21 protein-coding genes and 1 pseudogene are annotated in these 21,243 nt (G+C 73.8%); 10 read left to right on the forward strand and 12 right to left on the reverse strand.

Annotation, left to right across the window (positions count from 1 at the left end):
• The first annotated feature begins 27 nt into the window (after window positions 1-27).
• Both IH25_RS0121585 and IH25_RS0121590 read left to right on the forward strand, forming a co-directional pair.
• A complete protein-coding gene (locus tag IH25_RS0121585; RefSeq protein WP_030612855.1) occupies window positions 28-1,629 on the forward strand; it encodes an ABC transporter permease in 1,602 nt (533 codons plus the stop codon).
• Entirely contained in the window at window positions 1,630-2,649 is a 1,020-nt protein-coding gene (locus IH25_RS0121590; protein ID WP_030612858.1) for an ABC transporter ATP-binding protein, read from the forward strand. It begins immediately after the preceding gene.
• A 32-nt stretch (window positions 2,650-2,681) separates the two neighbouring features.
• On the opposite strand, the gene IH25_RS0121595 is transcribed toward IH25_RS0121590, so the two are convergent.
• The 5 genes from IH25_RS0121595 to IH25_RS0121615 all read right to left on the reverse strand — a co-directional run bounded on the left by IH25_RS0121595 (window position 2,682) and on the right by IH25_RS0121615 (window position 7,638).
• On the reverse strand, window positions 2,682-3,344 hold the full coding sequence (locus tag IH25_RS0121595) for an LAETG motif-containing sortase-dependent surface protein (protein WP_030612861.1): 663 nt from the start codon (window positions 3,342-3,344) through the stop codon (window positions 2,682-2,684).
• Between the two features lie 150 nt (window positions 3,345-3,494).
• Complete coding sequence (locus IH25_RS0121600; protein ID WP_030612864.1) at window positions 3,495-4,820, reverse strand: hypothetical protein; 1,326 nt, start codon at window positions 4,818-4,820, stop codon at window positions 3,495-3,497.
• Window positions 4,802-5,542, reverse strand: coding sequence for an ABC transporter ATP-binding protein (locus IH25_RS0121605; RefSeq protein WP_030612867.1), 741 nt, complete (start codon window positions 5,540-5,542; stop codon window positions 4,802-4,804). Before IH25_RS0121605 ends, IH25_RS0121600 begins: the two co-directional genes overlap by 19 nt.
• Before the next feature lie 190 nt (window positions 5,543-5,732).
• The gene (locus IH25_RS0121610; RefSeq protein WP_030612869.1) at window positions 5,733-7,097 is read right to left on the reverse strand and encodes an aspartate aminotransferase family protein; all 1,365 of its coding nucleotides are present in this window, start codon (window positions 7,095-7,097) and stop codon (window positions 5,733-5,735) included.
• A gap of 19 nt (window positions 7,098-7,116) precedes the next feature.
• On the reverse strand, window positions 7,117-7,638 hold the full coding sequence (locus IH25_RS0121615; RefSeq protein ID WP_030612872.1) for an Lrp/AsnC family transcriptional regulator: 522 nt from the start codon (window positions 7,636-7,638) through the stop codon (window positions 7,117-7,119).
• Between the two features lie 170 nt (window positions 7,639-7,808).
• On the opposite strand from IH25_RS0121615, the gene IH25_RS0121620 reads away from it, so the two are divergent.
• Window positions 7,809-9,248, forward strand: coding sequence for a gamma-aminobutyraldehyde dehydrogenase (locus tag IH25_RS0121620; RefSeq protein ID WP_030612875.1), 1,440 nt, complete (start codon window positions 7,809-7,811; stop codon window positions 9,246-9,248).
• Window positions 9,249-9,313: 65 nt separating this feature from the next.
• On the opposite strand, the gene IH25_RS0121625 is transcribed toward IH25_RS0121620, so the two are convergent.
• On the reverse strand, window positions 9,314-10,318 hold the full coding sequence (locus tag IH25_RS0121625) for an aldo/keto reductase (RefSeq protein ID WP_030612878.1): 1,005 nt from the start codon (window positions 10,316-10,318) through the stop codon (window positions 9,314-9,316).
• Between the two features lie 141 nt (window positions 10,319-10,459).
• Between IH25_RS0121625 and IH25_RS0121630 the strand changes: the two genes are divergently transcribed.
• The 3 genes from IH25_RS0121630 (at window position 10,460) to IH25_RS0121640 (ending at window position 13,163) form a co-directional block, all read left to right on the forward strand.
• Window positions 10,460-11,338, forward strand: coding sequence for a helix-turn-helix transcriptional regulator (locus IH25_RS0121630; RefSeq protein ID WP_051754069.1), 879 nt, complete (start codon window positions 10,460-10,462; stop codon window positions 11,336-11,338).
• Between the two features lie 116 nt (window positions 11,339-11,454).
• Window positions 11,455-12,648, forward strand: a complete 1,194-nt coding sequence (locus IH25_RS0121635; protein WP_030612882.1) for a polyamine ABC transporter substrate-binding protein — start codon at window positions 11,455-11,457, stop codon at window positions 12,646-12,648.
• A gap of 35 nt (window positions 12,649-12,683) precedes the next feature.
• Entirely contained in the window at window positions 12,684-13,163 is a 480-nt protein-coding gene (locus tag IH25_RS0121640; protein WP_030612884.1) for a hypothetical protein, read from the forward strand.
• 19 nt (window positions 13,164-13,182) lie between these two features.
• Here IH25_RS0121640 and IH25_RS0121645 read toward each other — a convergent pair whose 3' ends face one another.
• A complete protein-coding gene (locus IH25_RS0121645) occupies window positions 13,183-13,863 on the reverse strand; it encodes an IclR family transcriptional regulator (protein WP_030612887.1) in 681 nt (226 codons plus the stop codon).
• A gap of 113 nt (window positions 13,864-13,976) precedes the next feature.
• Here IH25_RS0121645 and IH25_RS0121650 point away from each other — a divergent pair, with 113 nt between their 5' ends.
• On the forward strand, window positions 13,977-14,621 hold the full coding sequence (locus IH25_RS0121650; RefSeq protein WP_030612890.1) for a nitroreductase family protein: 645 nt from the start codon (window positions 13,977-13,979) through the stop codon (window positions 14,619-14,621).
• A gap of 31 nt (window positions 14,622-14,652) precedes the next feature.
• Window positions 14,653-15,186 carry a hypothetical protein gene (locus IH25_RS0121655; protein ID WP_030612891.1) on the forward strand — a complete coding sequence of 178 codons (534 nt, stop codon included), beginning with the start codon at window positions 14,653-14,655 and terminating at the stop codon, window positions 15,184-15,186.
• On the opposite strand, the gene IH25_RS0121660 is transcribed toward IH25_RS0121655, so the two are convergent.
• Both IH25_RS0121660 and IH25_RS0121665 read right to left on the reverse strand, forming a co-directional pair.
• Window positions 15,176-16,378, reverse strand: a complete 1,203-nt coding sequence (locus tag IH25_RS0121660; RefSeq protein WP_030612896.1) for a serine hydrolase domain-containing protein — start codon at window positions 16,376-16,378, stop codon at window positions 15,176-15,178. The two genes, IH25_RS0121655 and IH25_RS0121660, sit on opposite strands and share 11 nt — an antisense overlap.
• A 148-nt stretch (window positions 16,379-16,526) precedes the next feature.
• On the reverse strand, window positions 16,527-16,904 hold the full coding sequence (locus IH25_RS0121665; RefSeq protein ID WP_030612898.1) for a winged helix-turn-helix transcriptional regulator: 378 nt from the start codon (window positions 16,902-16,904) through the stop codon (window positions 16,527-16,529).
• A 102-nt stretch (window positions 16,905-17,006) separates the two neighbouring features.
• Here IH25_RS0121665 and IH25_RS0121670 point away from each other — a divergent pair, with 102 nt between their 5' ends.
• Window positions 17,007-17,609, forward strand: a complete 603-nt coding sequence (locus IH25_RS0121670) for an NADPH-dependent F420 reductase (protein WP_030612900.1) — start codon at window positions 17,007-17,009, stop codon at window positions 17,607-17,609.
• Here IH25_RS0121670 and IH25_RS0121675 read toward each other — a convergent pair.
• Entirely contained in the window at window positions 17,563-18,246 is a 684-nt protein-coding gene (locus IH25_RS0121675) for a glycerophosphodiester phosphodiesterase (protein WP_030612903.1), read from the reverse strand. The two genes, IH25_RS0121670 and IH25_RS0121675, sit on opposite strands and share 47 nt — an antisense overlap.
• A 131-nt stretch (window positions 18,247-18,377) precedes the next feature.
• A pseudogene (locus IH25_RS0121680) lies at window positions 18,378-19,503 on the reverse strand (adenosine deaminase).
• Between the two features lie 99 nt (window positions 19,504-19,602).
• On the opposite strand from IH25_RS0121680, the gene IH25_RS42390 reads away from it, so the two are divergent.
• Window positions 19,603-20,523 carry a DUF4190 domain-containing protein gene (locus tag IH25_RS42390; RefSeq protein WP_245172848.1) on the forward strand — a complete coding sequence of 307 codons (921 nt, stop codon included), beginning with the start codon at window positions 19,603-19,605 and terminating at the stop codon, window positions 20,521-20,523.
• A 99-nt stretch (window positions 20,524-20,622) separates the two neighbouring features.
• Here the strand turns inward: IH25_RS42390 and IH25_RS0121690 are convergent, their stop codons facing one another.
• Entirely contained in the window at window positions 20,623-21,186 is a 564-nt protein-coding gene (locus IH25_RS0121690; RefSeq protein ID WP_030612916.1) for an NADAR family protein, read from the reverse strand.
• Between the last annotated feature and the right edge of the window lie 57 nt (window positions 21,187-21,243).

Raw genomic sequence — 21,243 nt, forward strand, 5'->3', positions numbered from 1 at the left:
CGCGGGAGCGCGGCGCGGCTCGGGCTGATGGCCCTGCCCGTCGCGTTCTTCGCGCTGTTCTTCGCCTGGCCCGTCGCCGCGATCGTCACCCGCGGGCTGAGGACGGACGGCACCTGGCAGTTCGGGCGGATCGCGGACGTCGTCACCCGCCCGGACATCCGGCACGTGCTGTGGTTCACCACCTGGCAGGCGCTCGCCTCCACCGCGCTCACCCTGCTGCTCGCCCTGCCCGCCGCCTATGTCTTCGCCCGCCTCGACTTCCCCGGCAGACACGTGCTGCGGGCCGTCGTCACGGTGCCGTTCGTGCTGCCGACCGTCGTCGCCGGCAGCGCCTTCCTCGCCCTGGTCGGGCGGGGCGGCCTGCTGGACGAGCTGTGGGGGGTCCGGCTGGACACCACGGTGTGGGCGATCCTGCTCGCCCACGTCTTCTTCAACTACGCGGTCGTCGTCCGCACCGTCGGCGGGCTGTGGGCCCAGCTCGACCCCCGGCAGGAGGAGGCCGCGCGGATGCTGGGCGCCTCGCCGCTCACGGCCTGGCGCCGGGTCACCCTCCCGGCGCTCGGGCCCGCCGTGGCCGCCGCCGCCCTGATGGTGTTCCTGTTCACCTTCACCTCCTTCGGCGTGGTCCAGATCCTCGGCGGCCCCACCTTCTCCACCCTCGAGGTGGAGATCTACCGGCAGACCTCCGAGACCTTCGACCTGAGCACCGCCGCCGTCCTCACCCTCGTCCAGTTCGCCGCCGTCGGCGCGATCCTCGCCGTGCACGCCTGGACGGTACGGCGGCGGGAGACCGCGCTGCGCCTGGTCGACGCCTCCGTCACCGCCCGCCGGCCGCACGGGGCCGGACAGTGGGCGCTGCTCGCCGCCGTCCTCGCCACCGTCGCCCTGCTGCTGGTGCTGCCGCTCGGTGTCCTCGTCCGCCGCTCCCTCGACGCACCCGGCTTCGGCTACTACCGGGCGCTGACCGACGCGGACGGCGGTACCTTCCTGGTGGCGCCCGTGCAGGCGGTGTGGACCTCGCTCCAGTACGCCGTCGCCGCCACCGCCATCGCCGTGGTGGTCGGCGGCCTCGCCGCCGCCGCGCTGGCCCGCCGGGACGCCGGACGGCTGGTACGGGGCTTCGACGCGCTGCTGATGCTGCCGCTCGGCGTGTCCGCCGTCACCGTCGGCTTCGGCTTCCTGATCGCCCTCGACGAACCGCCGCTGAACCTGCGCCAGTCCTGGATCCTGGTGCCGCTCGCCCAGGCCCTCGTCGGCGCCCCTTTCGTCGTACGCACCATGCTGCCCGTGCTGCGCGCGGTGGACGGACGCCTCCGGGAGGCCGCCGCCGTGCTCGGGGCCTCGCCCTGGCGGGTGTGGCGGGAGGTGGACCTGCCGCTGGTGCGGCGGGCGCTGCTGGTCGCGGCCGGTTTCGCGTTCGCCGTGTCGCTCGGCGAGTTCGGGGCGACCGTGTTCATCGCCCGGCCCGACAACCCCACGCTGCCGGTCGCCGTGGCCCGGCTGCTCAGCCGCCCCGGCGACCTCAACTACGGGCAGGCGATGGCCCTTTCGACCATTCTGATGGTGGTGTGCGCCGTCGCGCTGCTCGTCCTGGAGCGGCTGCGCACCGACCGGACGGGGGAGTTCTAGATGCTGCTGAGCCTGGAGGCCGCGACCGTGCGCTTCGGCGGGCGGGCCGCCCTGGACCGGGTCGGCCTCGATGTCGCCGAGCACGAGGTGGTGTGCGTGCTCGGGCCCAGCGGCAGCGGGAAGTCGACCCTGCTGCGGGCGGTCGCCGGACTGCGACCCCTGGACTCCGGGCGGGTGTTGCTCGACGGCCGGGACCAGAACGGGGTGCCCGCGCACCGGCGCGACGTGGGCCTGATGTTCCAGGACCACCAGTTGTTCCCGCAGCGGGACGTCGGCGCCAACGTGGCCTTCGGGCTGCGCATGCACGGCGTCGCCCGGCGCGAACGGGACGCCGAGGTGGGCCGGCTGCTGGACCTGGTCGGGCTGCCGGGGGCCGCCCGGCGGGCCGTGGCCGCCCTGTCCGGCGGTGAGCAGCAGCGCGTGGCCCTCGCCCGGGCGCTCGCCCCCCGGCCCCGGCTGCTCATGCTGGACGAGCCGCTCGGCCAGCTCGACCGCTCGCTGCGCGAACGCCTCGTGGTGGAACTGCGGGAGCTGTTCGGCCGGCTGGGCACCACCGTGCTCGCCGTCACCCACGACCAGGGCGAGGCGTTCGCGCTGGCCGACCGGGTGGTGGTGATGCGGGACGGGCGGATCGCGCAGTCCGGGACGCCCGTCGAGGTGTGGCAGCGGCCCGCCGACGCGTTCGTGGCCCGCTTCCTCGGCTTCGAGAACGTGGTCCCGGCGACCGTCGCCGGCCCGGCCGCCGACAGCCCCTGGGGCAAACTGCCCGTGCCCGACGGCTCGGCACAGGGCAGCCGTACGGTCCTGGTCCGCCCGGCCGGGGTCCGGCTGGTCCCCGCCGGCCAGGGCCTGGCCTGCACGGTGACCGCCCGCACGTTCAAGGGCTCCCATGTGGCCGTCCACCTCCAGCCGGCGGACGGCCCGCGGCTGGAGGCGGCCTGCGCGCTGCGGGACGCGCCCGAGCCCGGCGCCTCGGTCGGGGTGGAGTTCGACGCGGCCGAAATCGCCGTACTGGACTGAGCGTCGGGCCTGGGTCTCCCGCCGGCGGGGGCTCAGCCGCGGCGGCGCATGCCGAACCAGACCGCGCCCGCGCCGGCCACGATCAGGGCCGCCGCGAGGCCGGCGATCAGCGGGGTGCGGGAGCTCGCGCCGGTCTCGGCGAGATCGGAGTCGTCGGCCGCCGGGGACGGTCCGTCGCCGGACACGCCGGTGGAGGCGGAGGCCGCCGGGGTGGGGGACGCCGGGACGGGGGCGGCCGGGGTGGGGGACGCCGTCAGGGTCGTACGGGCCGTCGGGAGGGGGGACCCGCTCCCGGCCGCGCACGGGATGGACGGCGTCACCAGGCCGGGCCGGATGTCCTGGTCGACCCGGTGGCCGGCCGTGACGTGGACCCGGTAGGCCGTGCCGGGCTGCCAGTCCGCCGGGAACACGGCCCGCACCCCCTGCCCGGATCCGGTGACCGGCTGCTCGCCGATCTTCGTCTCGACACCCGCGGCGCCCTGGGCGAAGACGCTGACGACGGCGTCGGTGGCGGAGGGGTCGGTGGCGGTGACGACGATGGCGCCCTTGCCGCCGTCGCACGTGACCGCGGCGGAGAAGTCGTCGATGGCGGACGCGAGGGCGGAGCCGGCCGGGCCGAGTATCAGGGCGGCCGATCCGGCGGCGGCGCCCAGCAGCTTCCCGGAACGGCGGACGCTACGGCGGGTCAGGGACAACGTCGGTCCTTCACAGAATGCGGATGCGGGGGGTGGGGGGAGCGTGCTCCCCGAGCAGTGTCGACGTGCCCGCGACCGGCCGCCGCCGGCTTTGCCCGCTTATTAATCATCCCGATGTTTGGACCGGGCTCCGTGACCCGGTCGTGGCGGTCAGCGGCTCAGGGGCAGCGCCGACAGCGCGGCGATCGCCAGGACCAGCGGGCCGAACAGGGCCGGCAGTACGGCGGCGCGCAGGGCGGCGGCCCCGCGCAGCAGGGTGGGGCGCGCGCCGAGGCGGAGCAGCGCGGCGGTGTGGCCCGCGCGGTACTGGCGGGCCTCCACGGCCGCGGTGAGCAGGGTGGCGAGCGTGGCGCCGCCGACGACGAGCGCGCCGAGGGCGGACAGCGGTCCGAAGGCCGGGGCCGGGCCGCCGGACAGCGCGGTCAGGGCGCACCCGGCGGACGCCACCGCGCAGACCACGCCGAGCGGACGGCCGATCCGGGCGGCCTCCGCCATCAGGCCCCGGCCGGCCAGCAGCCGCAGCGCACCCGGCCGCCCGGCCTGGAGGAGCCTGCCGCACAGATGGGTGAGGCCGGGCCCGGCCAGCACCAGGCCGGTGCCGGTGAGCAGCCAGCCGAGGAGGACGGTGAGGACGGGGACGGGGGCGGACCGGCCGGCGTAGGCCTGCGCGGCCAGCCCGGCGGTGACGAGGGCGACGCCCCAGGGCAGGCCGGCGGGGGAGTCGGCGTCGGTGTCCGGGGCCGGCGGCTCCGGGGCGTTCTCCGGTGCCGGAGGATCGCCCTCCGTCTCCAGGAGGGCGGTCGTCGCGGTACGGCGGTCACCGGGCGCGTCGGTACGGCCGTCACCGGGCGCCTGGGGGAGCCGGGTCCCGAACCTCCCGTACGCCCCGAACGTCTCCTTTCCGGCCGAGCCGCCCGCGGCACCGAACCGGCCGAACCGGCGCGGGACCCGGACCGGTGGGCGGGGGTCGCGCGGCCGGAGCGCCACGGCCACCGCCGCCGTCGCCGTGACCGGGAGCACGGTCAGCAGGGTCGCGGCCGCCGGGACCGGGAGGGGCAGGCCGGCGGCCAGGAGACCGGCCGCCGCGCCGTCGAACGGCAGGCCGGTGAGGTCGCCGCGCAGGTGCAGGAAGATCAGCAGCGCGAGCAGCGAGCCCAGGGAGCAGGACAGGGCCGTCGTCAGCGCGGAGACGGCCATGAGCCGGGCCGGGCCGAGACCCACGGCGGACAGCCCGGGGCGCGGCCGGGTGCCGGGGTCGGTGCGGGCCACCGCGAGCGCCAGGTACACCGTGGCGGCGAGCGGCGCCGCGCACCAGGCCAGGCGCAGCGCGGCGGCGTCCGCGGCCTCCGGGTGCGCCAGGGCGTGGCCGAGGCTGGACAGCAGCAGCAGGCCGGTGCCCGCCGAGGCCGCGGCCACCAGCAGGCGGCGCAGCTGGACGGCGGGCCGGGCGGCGCGGGTCAGACGGAGAGCGAGCACGCGGCCCGGCCTTCCGCGTCGGGGACGTCCGGCAGGTGCACGGTGTGCACGCGGCGCCCGTCCAGCAGGGCCACCGTACGGTCGGCGAGGGCGGTGGTGTCGGGGTCGTGGGTGGCGAGGACGACCGTGATGCCGTGCGAGCGGGCGGCCGTGGTCAGGGTGCGCAGCACATGGGTGCGGTCGGCGTGGTGCAGGGGCGCGGTCGGCTCGTCGGCGAACAGGATCTCGGGGCCGGGGGCGAGCGCGCGGGCGATGGCGACGCGCTGGCGCTCGGCGTGGCGCAGCGCGCGCGGGCGGCAGCGGGCCCGGTCGCCGACGTCCAGGCGCTCCAGCCACTCCAGCGCGCACACCTTGGCCCGGCGGCGGCCGGCGCCGCGCAGCATCAGCGGCAGGGCGGCGTTCTCCCAGACGTTCAGCTCGGGGACGAGGACGGGCTCGGGGTCGATCCAGGCGAAGCGTTCGCGGCGCAGCCGTTCGCGGGCGGTGGGCCCGAGGGTGTGCAGGGGGGAGCTGTTGAACCAGACCTCGCCGGAGCGTACCGGCAGCAGGCCGGACAGACAGCGCAGCAGGGTGGTCTTGCCGCTGCCGCGCGGTCCGCTGACGGCGAGGATCTCGCCCTGGCGCACGCCGAGCGAGATCCCGGCCAGGCCGGGGGAGCCGTCGCGGTGCGTGAAGTGCAGGGAGCGTGCCCAGAGCACGTCGTTGTCCGGTGGGGCCTCCATGGCGTACACCTCGGTTCTGATCCGTTTTCCCGTGCTTCGTTCCCCCGTCCGGGGGAACGAAGGCTGGGCCGATCGGTCACTGGCACGCTAGGCAGGTCCCGGACGGGAGCCCGGACAGCACGCGGCCCCGGGCCGCCGTTCCCACTCGAACGGACGGCACCGGGGCCGGCTCGGTCATCCGGTCGGATGATCAGAGCTTGGTCCACGCCTCCGTGAGGGTGGCCCGCAGGATCTGCTCGATCTCGTCGAAGGTCTCCTGGGTGGAGATCAGCGGCGGGGCGAGCTGGATGACCGGGTCGCCGCGGTCGTCGGCACGGCAGTACAGGCCGTTGTCGAACAGCGCCTTGGAGAGGAAGCCGTACAGGACGCGCTCGGTCTCCTCGTCGTTGAAGGACTCCTTGGTGTTCTTGTCCTTCACCAGCTCGATGCCGTAGAAGAAGCCGTTGCCGCGGACGTCGCCGACGATCGGCAGGTCGTGCAGCTTCTGCAGGGTCTGCAGGAAGGCGCCCTCGTTGTCCAGCACGTGCTGGTTGAGGCCCTCGCGCTCGAACAGGTCGAGGTTGGCCAGGCCCACCGCGGCGGAGACCGGGTGGCCGCCGAAGGTGTAACCGTGCAGGAAGGTGTTGTCGCCCGTGTAGAACGGCTCGGCGAGGCGGTCGGAGATGATGCAGGCGCCGATCGGGGAGTAGCCCGAGGTCATGCCCTTGGCGCAGGTGATCATGTCCGGGACGTAGCCGAACTTGTCGCAGGCGAACGTCGTGCCGAGGCGGCCGAAGGCGCAGATGACCTCGTCCGACACCAGCAGGACGTCGTACTTGTCGCAGATCTCGCGCACGCGCTGGAAGTAGCCGGGGGGCGGCGGGAAGCAGCCGCCGGCGTTCTGCACCGGCTCCAGGAAGACCGCGGCGACGGTGTCCGGGCCCTCGAAGAGGATCTGCTGCTCGATCTGGTCGGCGGCCCAGCGGCCGAAGGCGACCGGGTCGTCGCCGAAGAGCGACGCGCGGTAGATGTTGGTGTTCGGCACCTTGTGCGCGCCCGGCACGAGCGGCTCGAAGGGGGCCTTCAGGGCCGGCAGGCCGGTGATGGACAGGGCGCCCTGCGGGGTGCCGTGGTAGGCGACCGCGCGGGAGATGACCTTGTGCTTGGTGGGCTTGCCGGTCAGCTTGAAGTACTGCTTGGCGAGCTTCCAGGCGGTCTCGACGGCCTCGCCGCCGCCGGTGGTGAAGAAGACCTTGTTCAGGTCGCCGGGGGCCTCGTTGGCCAGGCGCTCGGCCAGTTCCACGGCCTTCGGGTGGGCGTAGGACCACACCGGGAAGAACGCCAGTTCCTGGGCCTGCTTGGCGGCGGTCTCGGCGAGTTCCGTGCGGCCGTGACCGGCCTGGACCACGAACAGACCCGCGAGACCGTCGAGGTAGCGCTTGCCCTTGTCGTCGTAGATGTAGGTGCCCTCACCCCGGACGATGGTCGGGACGGGGGAGTTCTCGTACGAGGACATGCGGGTGAAGTGCATCCACAGGTGGTCGTACGCGGTGCGGCTGAGGTCCTTGGTGCTCACGGTTATCGGGTCCTCACGGTTATCGGGTTCCCCACATGTAGGTCTGCTTCTTGAGCTTCAGATAGACGAAGCTCTCGGTGGAGCGCACCCCGGGCAGGGCCCGGATGCGTTTGTTGATGACGTCCAGCAGGTGGTCGTCGTCCTCGCAGACGATCTCGGCGAGGATGTCGAACGAGCCCGCGGTCATCACCACGTACTCGACTTCCGACATGGCGGTCAGCGCGTCCGCGATCGACTCGACATCGCCCTCGACGTTGATCCCGACCATCGCCTGCCGGCGGAAGCCCACGGTGAGCGGGTCCGTGACGGCGACGATCTGCATCACGCCCTGGTCCAGCAGCTTCTGCACGCGCTGGCGCACGGCCGCCTCGGACAGGCCGACGGCCTTGCCGATCGCGGCGTACGGCCGGCGGCCGTCCTCCTGGAGCTGCTGGATGATGGCGAGGGAGACGGCGTCCAGCTGGGGACTGTTGCCGTTCCTGGACTCGCGGGACGAGTCCCTCTGGTCTGCGCTTCGACTGGCCACGACCTCACTGTGCACCAGGTCTCGACAGTTTCGCAAGGCCGGATCGATGAAATCCGTTGTTTGGGAGTCGCGACCTTGCGGATTTCGCAGATCGAGTGCCGGTGGGGGTGTTGAAAACGTGGGTACGGCGATTAGGGTGGGTGTCTCAGTGATTGGACAGCCAGAACCAGATCAGGAGGCCGGCAGTGAGCACCGAGCTGCGTCGTCTGCGCAACTACATCGACGGTGAGTTCCGGGACGCCGCCGACGGACGGACCACCGAGGTGGTCAACCCCGCGACGGGCGAGGCGTACGCGACCGCGCCGCTGTCCGGGCAGGCGGACGTCGACGCCGCCATGGAGGCCGCCGCCCGCGCCTTCCCCGCCTGGCGGGACACCACGCCCGCCGAGCGGCAGAAGGCCCTCCTGAAGATCGCCGACGCGTTCGAGGAGCGCGCCGAGGACCTGATCGCCGCGGAGGTGGAGAACACGGGCAAGCCCATCGGGCTGACCCGCTCCGAGGAGATCCCGCCGATGGTCGACCAGATCCGCTTCTTCGCGGGTGCGGCCCGGATGCTGGAGGGCCGCTCGGCCGGCGAGTACATGGAGGGGATGACCTCGATCATCCGCCGTGAGCCGGTCGGCGTCTGCGCGCAGGTCGCGCCGTGGAACTACCCGATGATGATGGCCGTGTGGAAGTTCGCCCCGGCCATCGCGGCGGGCAACACGGTCGTGCTGAAGCCCTCGGACACCACCCCCGCCTCCACGGTCCTGATGGCCGAGATCATGGGCTCCGTCCTGCCCAAGGGCGTCTTCAACGTCATCTGCGGCGACCGTGACACCGGCCGGATGATGGTCGAGCACGAGACCCCGGCGATGGCCTCCATCACCGGCTCCGTGCGCGCCGGCATGTCCGTCGCCGAGTCCGCCTCCAAGGACCTCAAGCGGGTCCACCTGGAGCTGGGCGGCAAGGCCCCGGTCGTGGTCTTCGAGGACACCGACATCGCCAAGGCCGTCGAGGACATCTCCGTGGCGGGCTTCTTCAACGCGGGCCAGGACTGTACGGCCGCGACCCGCGTCCTCGTCCACGAGTCCATCCACGACGAGTTCGTGGCCGCGCTCGCCAAGGCCGCGGCCGAGACCAAGACCGGGCAGCCGGACGACGAGGACGTCCTCTTCGGCCCGCTGAACAACCCCAACCAGCTGAAGCAGGTCGCCGGCTTCATCGACCGCCTCCCGGCCCACGCCAAGGTCGAGGCGGGCGGCCAGCGCGTCGGCGACAAGGGCTACTTCTACGCCCCGACCGTCGTCTCCGGCCTCAAGCAGGACGACGAGATCGTCCAGAACGAGGTCTTCGGCCCGGTCATCACCGTCCAGTCCTTCACCGACGAGGACCAGGCCGTCGAGTACGCCAACGGCGTCCAGTACGCCCTCGCGTCCTCGGTGTGGACCAAGGACCACGCCCGCGCGATGCGCATGTCCAAGCGGCTCGACTTCGGCTGCGTGTGGATCAACACCCACATCCCGCTGGTCGCCGAGATGCCCCACGGCGGCTTCAAGAAGTCCGGCTACGGCAAGGACCTGTCCGCGTACGGCTTCGAGGACTACACGCGCATCAAGCACGTGATGACGTCCCTGGACGCGTAGGCGGCACGCACGGCGGCGCGGCCCCGGACGGATTTCCCTCTCCGTTCGGGGCCGCGCCGGTCTTCTCACTCCCCGGCGACGAACTCCAGCTCGTCCCCGGACAGCTGGAGGTGCGCGGCCCGCTCCCAGTCCGCCGTCTGGTCCGGCCTGCGGGCCCCCGCGATCGCGCCCGTCACGCCCCGGCGGGCCAGCACCCAGGCGATCGCGACCGCCCCCGCCGTCGTGCCGTGCTCCCGCGCGACCGTGCGCAGCCGGTCCACCGTACGCAGGTTGGCGTCCAGGTCCGTGGTGAAGTCCGGGTGCGTGCGGCGCCAGTCGGACGGGTCCAGTTCCTCCAGCCGCTGCCGGGTGAAGGCCCCGGTGAGCAGGCCCGAGTGGAGCGGCTGGTAGGCGATCACACCGGTGCCGTGGGCGGCGGCCCAGTCGATCTCCGGTTCGGCCGAGCGGTTCAGGAGGGACAGCGGAGGCTGGACCGCGTCGACCGGGGCGATCCGCCGCGCCCGCTCCAGCAGCTCGGGGCCGTGGTTGGACAGTCCGATCGCGCGGACCTTGCCCTCGGCCTTCAGGTCGGCCATCACCTGCCAGTACTCCTCCAGTTCGGTGGCCCGAGCGTCCTCGGGCGGCTCGGTGCCGTCCCAGTTCAGGGCCGCGCCGGTGTCCGGCCAGTGCACCTGGTACAGGTCGATCACGTCCACGCCGAGCCGGCGCAACGAGTCCTCGACCTCGCGCCGCACGCTGTCCGGCCGCATGATCCGCCGGGGTGCCGCCGCCGGGTCCGCCGGGTCCCACACCAGGCCCGCCTTGGTGAACACATACGGCCGGTCGGCCTCCGGCAGGGCGGCCAGCGCCTTGCCGACCACCTCCTCCGAGTGCCCGAGCCCGTACACGGCGGCCGTGTCGATCCAGTTGACACCCAGTTCGACCGCCCGGTGCACGGTCGCGACGGAGTGCGCGTCGTCCTGCGTGCCCCACGAGAACCGCCAGCCGTCGCCGCCGAACGACCAGGCGCCGAGCCCGATCACGGAGATGTCGATTCCGGAGGTGCCGAGGGGGCGGAGGGGGAGAGTCATCGTCGTACGTCCTTGCTCGTGCCGGCTGTTCGCTGACGTCCACCACTCTGCGCGCCCCGCCACCGGCCCCGGCAGGCACGGCTTTGAGGGGGGAAAGAGTTGGCCACCCTCGCGCGCCCAGGACCCGGGATACTGACGGACATGACGGCAATCGGCGAACGACGCACCGAACTGAGCCAGTTCCTCAGGTCCCGGCGGGCCCGGCTCACCCCGGCCGACGTCGGCCTGAGCACCTACGGGACGCGGCGCGTGCCCGGGCTGCGGCGCGAGGAACTGGCCCAGCTCGCGGGCGTGAGCGTCGAGTACTACGTACGGCTGGAGCAGGGCCGCAACCCGCATGTGTCGGACGGCGTCCTGGACGCGATCGGCCGCGCCCTGCGGCTGGACGCGGACGAGCGGGCGTACCTGCGCGGCCTGGCCCGCCCCGACCGGGTCCGCCCGGACGCGGCCCCGGCCGCCGAGGCGGTACGGCCCGCCCTGCGCCGGCTGGTCGACGCCCAGCCCGGCCCCGCCTACGTCTGCGGCCACCTCACCCAGGTGCTCGCCTGGAACCCGCTCGCCGCCGCCGTCTTCGGCGACTTCGGCGATCTGCCGCCCGAGCGGCGGACCTTCGCCCACCTGGTCTTCCGCGACGAGCGCTACCGCGCCCTGCTCGGCGACAGCCTGCCGACGAAGGCGGAGGCCACCGTGGCCTTCCTGCGGATGGGCGTCGGCCGCTACCCCGACGACCCCGCCCTCGCCTCCCTCATCGGCACGCTCGCCATGAAGAGCGGGGAGTTCGCCGCGCTGTGGGCCCGGCAGGACGTCCAGGACAAGGGACCCGGCCGTTACACCCTGCGCCACCCGCTGGTCGGCGCCCTCGCCCTGGACTTCGAGGTGCTGCACACGCCCGAGCCCGGCCAGGTGCTGATCAGCTATCTGCCCGCGCCGGGGACCGGGGCCGAGGAGGCACTGGGGCTGGTGGGCAGCTGGGGCTCGGACGGCGCCCGGACCGGGCCGGCCGGCCCGGTGACCGGCTGAACGGGCAGGGCGGGCAAGGGCGCCGGCCCGGTGATCGACAACGTGTCGGACCGGCGCCGGACCGCTCGACGCAGCGTCGATTGCCGCTCCGGGCGACGAAACGGCATGCTTCCGGGGTGCCCCAGACTTCCTCTTCCGCGTCCGCGCTTCCCCGTCGTTCCCTGCTCGCCGCCCTCGGCGCCACCGCCGCGCTCGGTGCGCTGTCCGGGTGCGGGGTGCCCGCCGCGTACGTCAAGCCCGCGGACCGCTCCGCGCCCGACGAGTCCGCGGGCGACAAGAGGCTGACCTGGGCCAACTGGCCGCTGTACATCGACACCGACGACGACCACCCGAACCGGCGGCCCACCCTGGAGGGGTTCCGGAAGAGCACCGGGATCTCCGTCGACTACGTGGAGGAGATCAACGACAACGACGAGTTCTTCGGCAAGGTCAGCCCCTCGCTGATGAACCACCGGTCCACCGGCCGGGACCTGATCGTCATAAGCGACTGGATGTGCGCCCGGTACGTCCGGCTGGGCTGGGTCCAGGAGATGGACCGCGCCCACCAGCCCAACGTGGCACGGAACCTGGATCCGCTGCTGCGCTCGCCCGCCTTCGACAAGGGCCGCCGGTTCACCGTGCCGTGGCAGTCCGGGATCACCGGCATCGCCTACAACCGGCGCAAGCTCGGCCGGGACATCCGGCACGTCAAGGACCTCTGGGCGCCGGACCTCAAGGGCCGGGTGACCCTGCTGTCCGGCCTGGACGAGGCGTTCGCGCTGCTCATGCAGGGCGACGGCGTGGACATCACCCGCTGGAGAGCGGACGACTTCCACCGGATGTGCGACCGGATCGAACGGGAGGTGCACCGGGGCCAGATCCGCCGCTTCACCGGCAACGACTACACCAAGGACCTGGTCAGCGGCGACGTGCTGGCCTGCCAGGCGTACTCCGGCGATGTCATCCAGCTCCAGGCGGACAACCCCGACATCCGCTTCGTCGTCCCCGAGGAGGGCGCCGAGCTGTGGTCGGACTCGCTGATGATCCCCGACCGGGCCCGGCACAAGGCCAACGCCGAGCGGCTGATCGACTACTACTACCGGCCCGAGATCGCCGCGAAGCTGGCCGCCTGGGTCAACTACGTCTGCCCGGTCCCGGCCGCCCGGGAGGTGCTCGCCGCCGACCCGGACAAGGACACCGCGGCCCTCGCCGACAACCCCCTGATCTTCCCGGACCCCGTGATGCGCGAACGCCTGGCCGTCGCCCGCGACATCACCTCCACGGAACGCCCGGAGTTCACCCGCCGCTGGAACGGCATCGTGGGCCTGTGAGCCGCCGGCCCGCACGCGCGGGGCAGGATGAACCCATGGCCAAGGACACGTACACGGACTTCCCGCTGCCGCGCGGGGCGACAGGCTTTCCCGGTCCCGACGACACCGCCCCGCTTCCCGAGACCGGCCTGCGGACGTTCCGCACCGCCCTGTACACGGCCGCCCGCATCGCCGGGGGCACGGTGGGCGAGGTGGAGGAACAGTCCCGTCCCCGCTCCTTCCACCTCGCGTCGGTCCTCGGCCGCGCGGGCGAGACCGTCGTCCTGTGCCACGCCCACCACCCGTGGATCGCGTTCGCCCCGGAGCGCCGGAACTGGTACGACGAGGAGTTCCTGACCCCGCCCCCGTGGGCCCGCGCCTTCACCGACGCGGGATTCACGGTGCTCGACCGCGAGCGGCTCACCACACCGCTGTCCGCCGTGGACACCTCGGCACTGACCCGGGACGAGTGGCGCCGGATCCGCCTCTACCACCTCACCACGCTGGGCGGACTGCTCTTCAACGCCTTCGACTGACCCGGGGTGACCACCTCGGTCACCCCTGCCCGTCCAGCGCGCGGCTCACCGTCGCCGCCGTCCGGCGCACGGCCGGGGCGAGGCGGGGGGAGTGGGCGGTCGTCGGGGCGGTCAGGGAGACGGCCGCCACGAGGGTGCCGGCCCGGAACACCGGGGCCGCGAAGGACAGTTCGCCCAGGTGGTACTCCTCGTGGGCCTCGGCCAGGCCGCTCGCGCGGACGCGGGCCAGCTGGGCGGCGAGCGGGCCCGGGGCGGTGCGGGTGCGGGGGGTGTGCCGCGCGGCGGCGGCCGGGACCGTAAGCAGGCCGTGGGCCAGCAGGACCTTGCCCGCGGCCGTGGCGTGCGGGGGCAGCCGTGCGCCGGTGACCAGGCACAGGGCCGTACCGCCGGCCGGGATCACCACGTCCGCGTGTCCGCCGGTGCGCGCGGTGAGGGCGCGCAGCGCCGGCAGGGCCGTGTCCAGCAGGCCGCGCGGGCAGGGGGCGGCGGCGCCGAGCGTACGGATCCGGGTACCGAGCCGGTAGGAGCCGTCCGCGCCCCGCTCCAGCCCGCCCCAGGCCACCAGTTCCCGCACCATGCGCAGCGCGGTCGGCACGGGCAGCCCCGTGCGCCGGGCGATCTCCGTCAGGCGCAGCGTGACCGGCGCGTCCACGAACGCGTCCAGCACGGAGAAGACCCGCCCCGCGACGCTCTCCGCCATCCGTCTCCCCCTCTGCCCCGCCCGCGTTTTCGCTCAGTGAAAGCCGGACGTTGCCGCCGGCCGGCCCCGCCCGCGAGGGTCAACGCATGACTCCCGATCTCTCTTCCGACGGCATGACTCTCGATCTCTCTTCCGACGAGCTGCTGTCCACCACCCGCGCCGTCCGCCACCGCCTCGATCTGACCCGTCCGGTGCCGCGCCGGCTGCTGGAGGAGTGCGTGGACCTGGCCGTCCAGGCGCCGAGCGGACGCAACCGGCAGCGCTGGCACTTCGTCATCGTCACCGACCCCGGGCGACGGGCCGCCCTGGCCGACGTGTGGCGGGCCGGGGTGACCACGCCCGGCGCCAGCGAACCGCTCCCGGAGCGGGACGTGCGGCGGGCGTCCGTGGCCCGGATGGACCGGGTGTACTCCGGCACCGCGCACCTGTACGCCCATCTGCACGAGGTCCCGGCGCTCGTCGTGCCGTGCGTGGAGGGCCGTACCGACCACGCCCCGGTCCTGCGCCAGGCCGGCACCTGGGGCTCCATCCTGCCGGCCGTGTGGAGCTTCATGCTCGCCGCCCGCGCCCGGGGCCTGGGCACCTGCTGGACCACCGGGAACCTGGTGGACGAGCGGGAGTCGGCCCGGGTGCTCGGCATCCCGTACGACGACGTGATGCAGGCGGCGCTCATCCCCGTCGCCTACACCCTCGGCACCGACTTCCGGCCGGCCCCCCGCATCGCCCGGGAGAGGGTGCTGCATTGGGACCGATTTTGAACACGTTCAATTCCAGGCGTACGCTCCCGTCATGAGCGACAGAGCCGCCCTGCTCAAGGGCATCCGCGCCTGGTTGGTCCTCTTCGTCGTGTGCCTCGTGCTGAGCGGAGCCACCGCCTTCCCGCTGGTGCACGAACTGCGCTGGACCGAGAGCGCGTTGCGCGCGCTGTCCGTGCCGGAGCACCTGCCCGGCCTGATGGCGTGGATCGTCCGGGTGCGCGAGGGGCTGGACACCGTCGACGCCGACTACCCCTTCGTCCTGTACGGCACCGACTGGCTGGCCTTCGCCCACCTCGTCATCGCGGTCGCGTTCTACGGCCCGTACCGCGACCCCGTCCGCAACATCTGGGTGATCGAGTTCGGGATGATCGCCTGTGCCGGGATCATCCCGCTCGCCCTCGCCTGCGGGCCCGTCCGGGGAATCCCCTTCTGGTGGAGCCTTATCGACATGTCCTTCGGGGTGTTCGGCGTCGTCCCGCTCTACGTCGTCCGCAAGAAGATCAAGCGACTGGAGGCGCTCGGCACCCCGCCCGCGCCCCCGGCCGCCGCGCCCGTCAGCGGTTGAACGCGGGGAACGCGAAGCGCTCGGCGGCGGCCTGCTGGCCGTCGCCCTTGGCGTCCGTGGAGTTCACCGAGTAGACGAGGGTGCGGGACAGGTCGCGGGTCGCGGCGATCGCCGCGGTGTAACCCGGCCGCGAACCGCCCTTGCCCCAGACCACCTTGCCGTTCAGCTCGATCCGCTCCAGCGCCGCGCCGTAGTGCGCGTCGGGCACGTGGGGCAGGGTGAACATCTCGTCCAGCTGCGGCTCGGGCACCACCCGGCCGCGGAACAGCCCGACCAGGAACCGCTCCAGGTCGGCGGTGGTCGAGATGAGGTCACCGGCCGCGAAACGGTCGGTCATGTTCCAGTCGGTCACATCGACCAGCTTGCCGTCGATCCAGTCGTAGCCCCGGTTGTGCGGACCGTGGATCCCGGTGTCCCCGGCGGCGGGGAAGGAGCTGTGCCGCATGCCCAGCGGCCGGAAGATCCGCACCTGCGCCTGGTGGGCGTACGAGTCGCCGGTCACCTTCTCGATGAGCAGGCCCAGCACGGTGTAGTGGATGTTGCCGTAGGTCTGCCGCGTGCCCGGGGCGTACGCCGGTCCCTCGGCCACGGACGCGGCGACGACCTGGCGTGGCGTCAGCGTCTCGAAGCGGTGCGCGAAGCCCTCCTCGACCGTGTCACCGAGGGATGCCCCCGGCCGCAGGCCGCTGGTGTAGTTCAGCAACTGCCGTACGGTGATGGGCTCGAAGCCCTCGGTGAGCAGGCCCGGCAGATACCGCTGCACGGTGCCGTCGAGGTCGATCCGGCCCTCCGCGGCCAGTTGCAGCACGATCGCGGCGGTGACCACCTTCGTCACCGAACCGGCCCGGAACCGGGCGTTCTCCAGGGCCGGCGCCCCCGTGCGGACGTCCCGCACCCCGGCCGTGCCCCGCCAGCTGCCGTCGCCGCCGACCCGGAGCAGCGCGGCCGTGGCATCGTGGTCGGGCAGCCCGGCGAGCGCGGCGGACAGGGCCTCGGCGTCCGGGCCGGACGTGACCTTGGCGAACGTGGCCTTGGCGGACACGGGTGCGGGGGACACGGCGGACGCGGACGCGGGGGCGGCGAACGCCGGTGCGGCCGACGCGCCGGCGGCCAGCGCGGCGACGAGGCCTGCGGCCACCAGGGCGGTACGGCGGGTACGGCTCGACGTGCCGGTACCGAGGGTGCGGCGCATGGCGGGCTCCTTCAGGAGATCGGGTGCGGCTTCCTGATCATCCTCGGGCGGTGCGCCGCCGCCCGGATCCTCACCGAGGAGGGCGTACGACCCTTGCGCGACCCCGAACACGTACCCGCGCCGCTGCGGGAGTCGTCAGGGTTGGCCCCTACGGGGGAGGGGGGTCCCCGCCCTCACCGGCGTAGCGTTCCCGAGCCGCCATGACCTCGTCGCCGTGCTCGAACGCCCACGCCCCGAACGCGTCGATCGGCGCGAGCAACGTCCGTCCCAGAGCGGTGAGTCCGTACTCCACGCGAGGTGGTGAGCCGCCGTACGCCCGGCGGTCCACCAACCCGCCGCACTCCAGCCGCCGCAGCGTCTCGGTCAGCACCTTCGGACTGATCCCTCCGATCCGCCCGCGCAGGGCGCCCGGCCGGCACGGGCCGTCCTTCAGAGCCCACAGCACCACCGAGTTCCAGGTGTTGGCGAGCAGATCGAAGGCCAGGCGGGCCCGGCAGTCGGCGAGGAAGCTCTGGTCATGGCTCACGTACCGAATGGTGCCCGAGCGGCTCCCTACTGTCGTGCCCGGATCCGAACGAGCCGACAACGGGAGGGCATTGTGCGCATCGGGATTCTCGGCACCGGAGCCATGGCACGGGCACTGGGCGGACCGTGGGAACGCGCCGGGCACGAGGTGGTCGCGGGCAGCCGGACGCGGGGCGGCCTGCGCGCGGCGGCGGAGCACGGCACGGACGCGGTGCTGCTCGCCGTGCCGTACGCGGCGGCCGTGGACCTCGTCACCGGGCTCGCCGGCACCCTGGCCGGGCGGGTGCTGATCGACTGCACCAACCCCGTCGGCCCGGACTTCGGGCTGCTCACGGCCGGCGGCCCGGCCGCGGCCGAGCGGATCGCCGCCGCCGCGCCCGCCGCCCGTGTGGTGAAGGGGTTCAACCTGTGCCACGAGAGCGTCTGGCGGCTGAACCCGCCGGTCTTCGCCGGCCGTCCGCTGGCCGTCCCCCTGTGCGGGGACGACGCGGACGCGCTCGCCGTCGTCCGGCGGCTCGTCCGCGACCTGGGCGGTACGCCGCTGCACGCCGGCGGGCTGGACCGGGCCGGGCTGGTGGAGGCGACGGCCGCGCTGCTGATCCGGCTCTGGGTGGGCGCGGACGCGCAGGCGATCGCGCCGCCGCTGGAGTTCGCCGGGGTCAGCGGGAGCGCAGCGCGTGCAGGACGTCGATCCGGTTCGTCGTGACCGAGTCCACGCCCAGCTCCAGCAGCCTGCTCATGGAGCGGCGGGTGTCCGGGGTCCACACGGACAGCAGACAGCCGTCGCGGTGCACCCGGGCGGCCAGTTCCCGGTCGACCAGCGGGAAACGGTAGTTGAGCCAGCGCGGGCGCACGGCGGCGAGCAGCGCCGGGCGGGGCGGGGCCAGGGTCGTCCAGGTCAGGGCGATCTCGGCGGCCGGATCGGCGGCCCGGACGGCGAGCATCGCCTCGGCGCCCGCGCTGTAGTAGACGCGGTCCCGCGCGCCGCTGTGCCGGACCACGTCCAGCGTCCGCTCGACCGTGCGGCGGCCGACCGGACCGCACAGGTCGACCATCACCCGGCTGTCACCGGTCGCGGCCAGCGCCTCGGCCAGCGTGGGCACCCCGCCCGCCGTCAGCCCGCGCAACTCCTCCGCGGACAGCGCGCCCAGCGGCCGGTCGACCTCCCACAGCCGGCGCAGCGTCTCGTCGTGCAGCAGCACGGGCACGCCGTCCCGGGTGAGCCGTACGTCGATCTCGACGGCGTCCGCGCCCCGCCCGAGCGCGGAACGCAGCGAGGCGAGGGTGTTCTCACGGAAACGGTAGGGGTCGCCGCGATGGGCCACGGCGGTCACGGTCTGCATGGGCCCCATTGTGGCCGTGCGGTGACCGGGACCCGGGGGCGGGGGCTCGGTGGCCCGAGCCCGGGTGCTCCAGGCCCCCGCGGTCCGCTGGGCGTGCGGGGCGGGGGCCGGTGGGGTGCGGGCGCGGTGGCTCAGCCGGCGAGCCAGGCGCTGGTGTAGTCGTCGATCTCGCGGGTGATCCGGGCCTTGCCCGCCGCGTCCAGGAAGGAGACCTCGACGGCGTCCTTCGCGAGCGCGGCGAGGCCCCGCTCGTCCAGCTCCAGGAGCCGGGCGGCCACCGCGTACTCGTTGTTCAGGTCGGTGCCGAACATCGGCGGGTCGTCGGAGTTGATCGTCACCAGCACCCCGGCCCGGGTGAACTCCTTGACCGGGTGCTCCTCCAGGGTGCGGACGGCACGGGTGGCGATGTTGGAGGTCGGGCAGACCTCCAGCGGGATGCGGTGCTCGGCGAGGTACGCCAGCAGCTCCGGGTCCCGCGCGGAGCTCGTGCCGTGTCCGATGCGCTCGGCGCGCAGGTCGCGCAGCGCGTCCCACACCGTCTGCGGGCCGGTCGTCTCCCCGGCGTGCGGGACGGAGCGCAGACCGGCGGCGAGGGCCCGGTCGAAGTACGGCTTGAACTGCGGCCGGGGCACGCCGATCTCCGGCCCGCCGAGCCCGAACGACACCAGGCCCTCCGGGCGGATCCGGTCCTCGGTGGCCAGCCGTGTCGTCACCTCGGCCGCCTCCAGGCCGGCCTCGCCGGGAATGTCGAAGCACCAGCGCAGCACGGTCCCGAACTCCGCCTCGGCGGCCTTGCGGGCGTCCTCGATCGCGTCCATGAAGGCCCGCTCGTCGATGCCCCGCCGGGTGGAGGAGAAGGGGGTGATGGTCAGCTCCGCGTACCGCACCTGCTGCCGGGCCAGGTCGCGGGCCACCTCGTACGTGAGCAGCCGGACGTCCTCCGGGGTGCGGATGAGGTCCACGACCGACAGATAGACCTCGATGAAGTGCGCGAAGTCCGTGAAGGTGAAGTACTCGGCGAGGGCCTCGGGGTCGGCGGGGACCTTGGAGCCGGGGTGACGGGCGGCCAGCTCCGAGACGATGCGCGGGGAGGCGGAGCCGACGTGGTGGACGTGCAGTTCGGCCTTGGGCAGCCCCGCGATGAAGGCGCGCAGATCGCGGTCGGCGGTGCCGGTGGCGGGTACGGCGGTGTCGGTCAAGGGGTCCTCCCCGGGAACGGCGCCCGTGGACCGCGGCAGACGGCCCGGGCGCGGTGATCGGCTGATCGGTGGCGCGGGTTCATCGTAGGCCCCGGAGCCTCGGTGTCCCGTGCGGCCCGTAGCATGACGGAACGTCCAGGAGAGGGGTCCCTTCACCATGTCCGACGAGGCGCCGCAGTCCACACCCGGGGAGCGCACCGCGCCCGTCCACGGGTCCGCGACACCCCCGGTCTCCCTGGACAAGGAGCCGGCACCGGCACCGACGGCGCCGCCGGCGGACCGGATACCGGGGTCGGTGGACTCCGGGGCTGACCGGATACCGGGCCCGGTGGAGTCCGTAGCGGACCGGACCCCCGTCCAGGACGTTCCCTCGGCCCCCACCCCCACCCCCACCCTCGCCTCGGTCCACGACCAGCAGACCCTCGCCGACGCCCCGTCCGCCCCCTGGACCAGCCCCGCCGGCGGAACCGCGGCCCCGGCCCCCGTCCCGCAGCCCAACCCCTTCGCGCCCCCCGCGCCCGCCCCTCGGCCGGACCCCTTCTCCCCGCCCGCTCCGGCCCCGAACCCCTTCGCGCCGCCCGCCGCCGAACCGCCGGCCCAGGCCGCCTACCCCTACCCCCAGCCCGCACCGCCCGCGCACCCCTTCGCCCCGCCCGCCGGAGCGGAAGCCGTGCCCCCGCCGCCCATCGCCCCCGACGGTCCCGGACAGGTGCCGTACGGCTACCCGAACACCCTGCCGGCCTACGGCCACCCGGCCGCGCCACACGCTCCGTACGCCACCGCCCCCTACCCCGTCGGCAACGGCTACGGCTGGCCCGGGATGCAGGCGCCCCCGAGCAACGGCATGGGTACGGCCTCCCTGGTGCTGGGCATCCTGTCGGACATCGGCTTCCTGGCGTGGCCGCTCGCCCTGATCCTGGGCATCCTGGCGATCATCTTCGGCGCGCTGGGCCGGGGGAAGGCGAAGCGGGGCGAGGCCACGAACCCCGGGGTGGCCCTGGCCGGCCTCATCTGCGGCGCGACGGGCGTCGTCCTGGTGCTGACCCTGTTCGCCGTCCTGCTCGCGGCGTTCGGCTGACCTCGCCCCACGGCCGTGGGCGGTTGCTCCCGTCGGCCGTGGGCGCCCGCCCCGGTCAGCCGGCGGCGGACAGCCCCCAGCCCTAGGCGGCCCAGCCCCTCACGCGCCCGCCCCCGCCAACCGCTCCCGGGCCTCCATCAAGGCGAAGCCCAGCAGGTTCAGCCCCCGCCACCGCTCCGGGTCCGATGCCGCCTCGTCGTCCGCCGCGAGGCCTATGCCCCAGACGCGGTCCACGGGGCTGGCCTCCACCAGTACCCGGTCCCCGGTGTTCAGCAGGAACAGCCGGAGCGCGTCGTCGGCGGCGAACTTGTGCACGCTGCCCTCGGTCACGATCCGGAACCGCTCCCGCCGCCAGATCTCCTCGTCGAAGCCGCGCACCAGCCGCCCGGCCTTCTTCGCCGCGGCGGGATGCTCCGCGGCCAGCACCCGGCGCTCCGCCTCCGCGTCCCCGAACAGCCGGGCCTTGCCGGCCATCATCCAGTGCTCGGCCGTCGCGTACGCCACGCCGTCGACCACGAACGGCGACGGCCACCACTGGCTCAGACAGCTCGCACTGATCCGCCCGTCCGGCCGCGGCCGGTGTCCCCAGAAGTGCAGGTACTTCAGCCGGGCCCCCGCTCGGACCTCCCTGATCAGGGATTCCACCCCGTCGATCTTTCCCATGCACGCGAGTCTGACAGGCACCACTGACAATCCGTCCGCCCTTTTGCCCCCCGACTC

Source organism: Streptomyces achromogenes subsp. achromogenes (genome assembly GCF_000720835.1).
Classification (GTDB): domain Bacteria; phylum Actinomycetota; class Actinomycetes; order Streptomycetales; family Streptomycetaceae; genus Streptomyces; species Streptomyces achromogenes.

What these genes read in the sequence shown, in the direction of transcription:
- IH25_RS0121650 (WP_030612890.1), top strand. Translation starts at nt 13,977, where the DNA reads ATGACTCTCGATCTCTCTTCCGACGAGCTGCTGTCCACCACCCGCGCC.
- IH25_RS0121645 (WP_030612887.1), bottom strand. Translation starts at nt 13,863, where the DNA reads ATGGCGGAGAGCGTCGCGGGGCGGGTCTTCTCCGTGCTGGACGCGTTC.
- IH25_RS0121640 (WP_030612884.1), top strand. Translation starts at nt 12,684, where the DNA reads ATGGCCAAGGACACGTACACGGACTTCCCGCTGCCGCGCGGGGCGACA.
- IH25_RS0121675 (WP_030612903.1), bottom strand. Translation starts at nt 18,246, where the DNA reads ATGCAGACCGTGACCGCCGTGGCCCATCGCGGCGACCCCTACCGTTTC.
- IH25_RS42390 (WP_245172848.1), top strand. Translation starts at nt 19,603, where the DNA reads ATGTCCGACGAGGCGCCGCAGTCCACACCCGGGGAGCGCACCGCGCCC.
- IH25_RS0121585 (WP_030612855.1), top strand. Translation starts at nt 28, where the DNA reads ATGGCCCTGCCCGTCGCGTTCTTCGCGCTGTTCTTCGCCTGGCCCGTC.
- IH25_RS0121590 (WP_030612858.1), top strand. Translation starts at nt 1,630, where the DNA reads ATGCTGCTGAGCCTGGAGGCCGCGACCGTGCGCTTCGGCGGGCGGGCC.
- IH25_RS0121625 (WP_030612878.1), bottom strand. Translation starts at nt 10,318, where the DNA reads ATGACTCTCCCCCTCCGCCCCCTCGGCACCTCCGGAATCGACATCTCC.
- IH25_RS0121655 (WP_030612891.1), top strand. Translation starts at nt 14,653, where the DNA reads ATGAGCGACAGAGCCGCCCTGCTCAAGGGCATCCGCGCCTGGTTGGTC.
- IH25_RS0121690 (WP_030612916.1), bottom strand. Translation starts at nt 21,186, where the DNA reads ATGGGAAAGATCGACGGGGTGGAATCCCTGATCAGGGAGGTCCGAGCG.
- IH25_RS0121630 (WP_051754069.1), top strand. Translation starts at nt 10,460, where the DNA reads ATGACGGCAATCGGCGAACGACGCACCGAACTGAGCCAGTTCCTCAGG.
- IH25_RS0121660 (WP_030612896.1), bottom strand. Translation starts at nt 16,378, where the DNA reads ATGCGCCGCACCCTCGGTACCGGCACGTCGAGCCGTACCCGCCGTACC.
- IH25_RS0121605 (WP_030612867.1), bottom strand. Translation starts at nt 5,542, where the DNA reads ATGGAGGCCCCACCGGACAACGACGTGCTCTGGGCACGCTCCCTGCAC.
- IH25_RS0121670 (WP_030612900.1), top strand. Translation starts at nt 17,007, where the DNA reads ATGGCACGGGCACTGGGCGGACCGTGGGAACGCGCCGGGCACGAGGTG.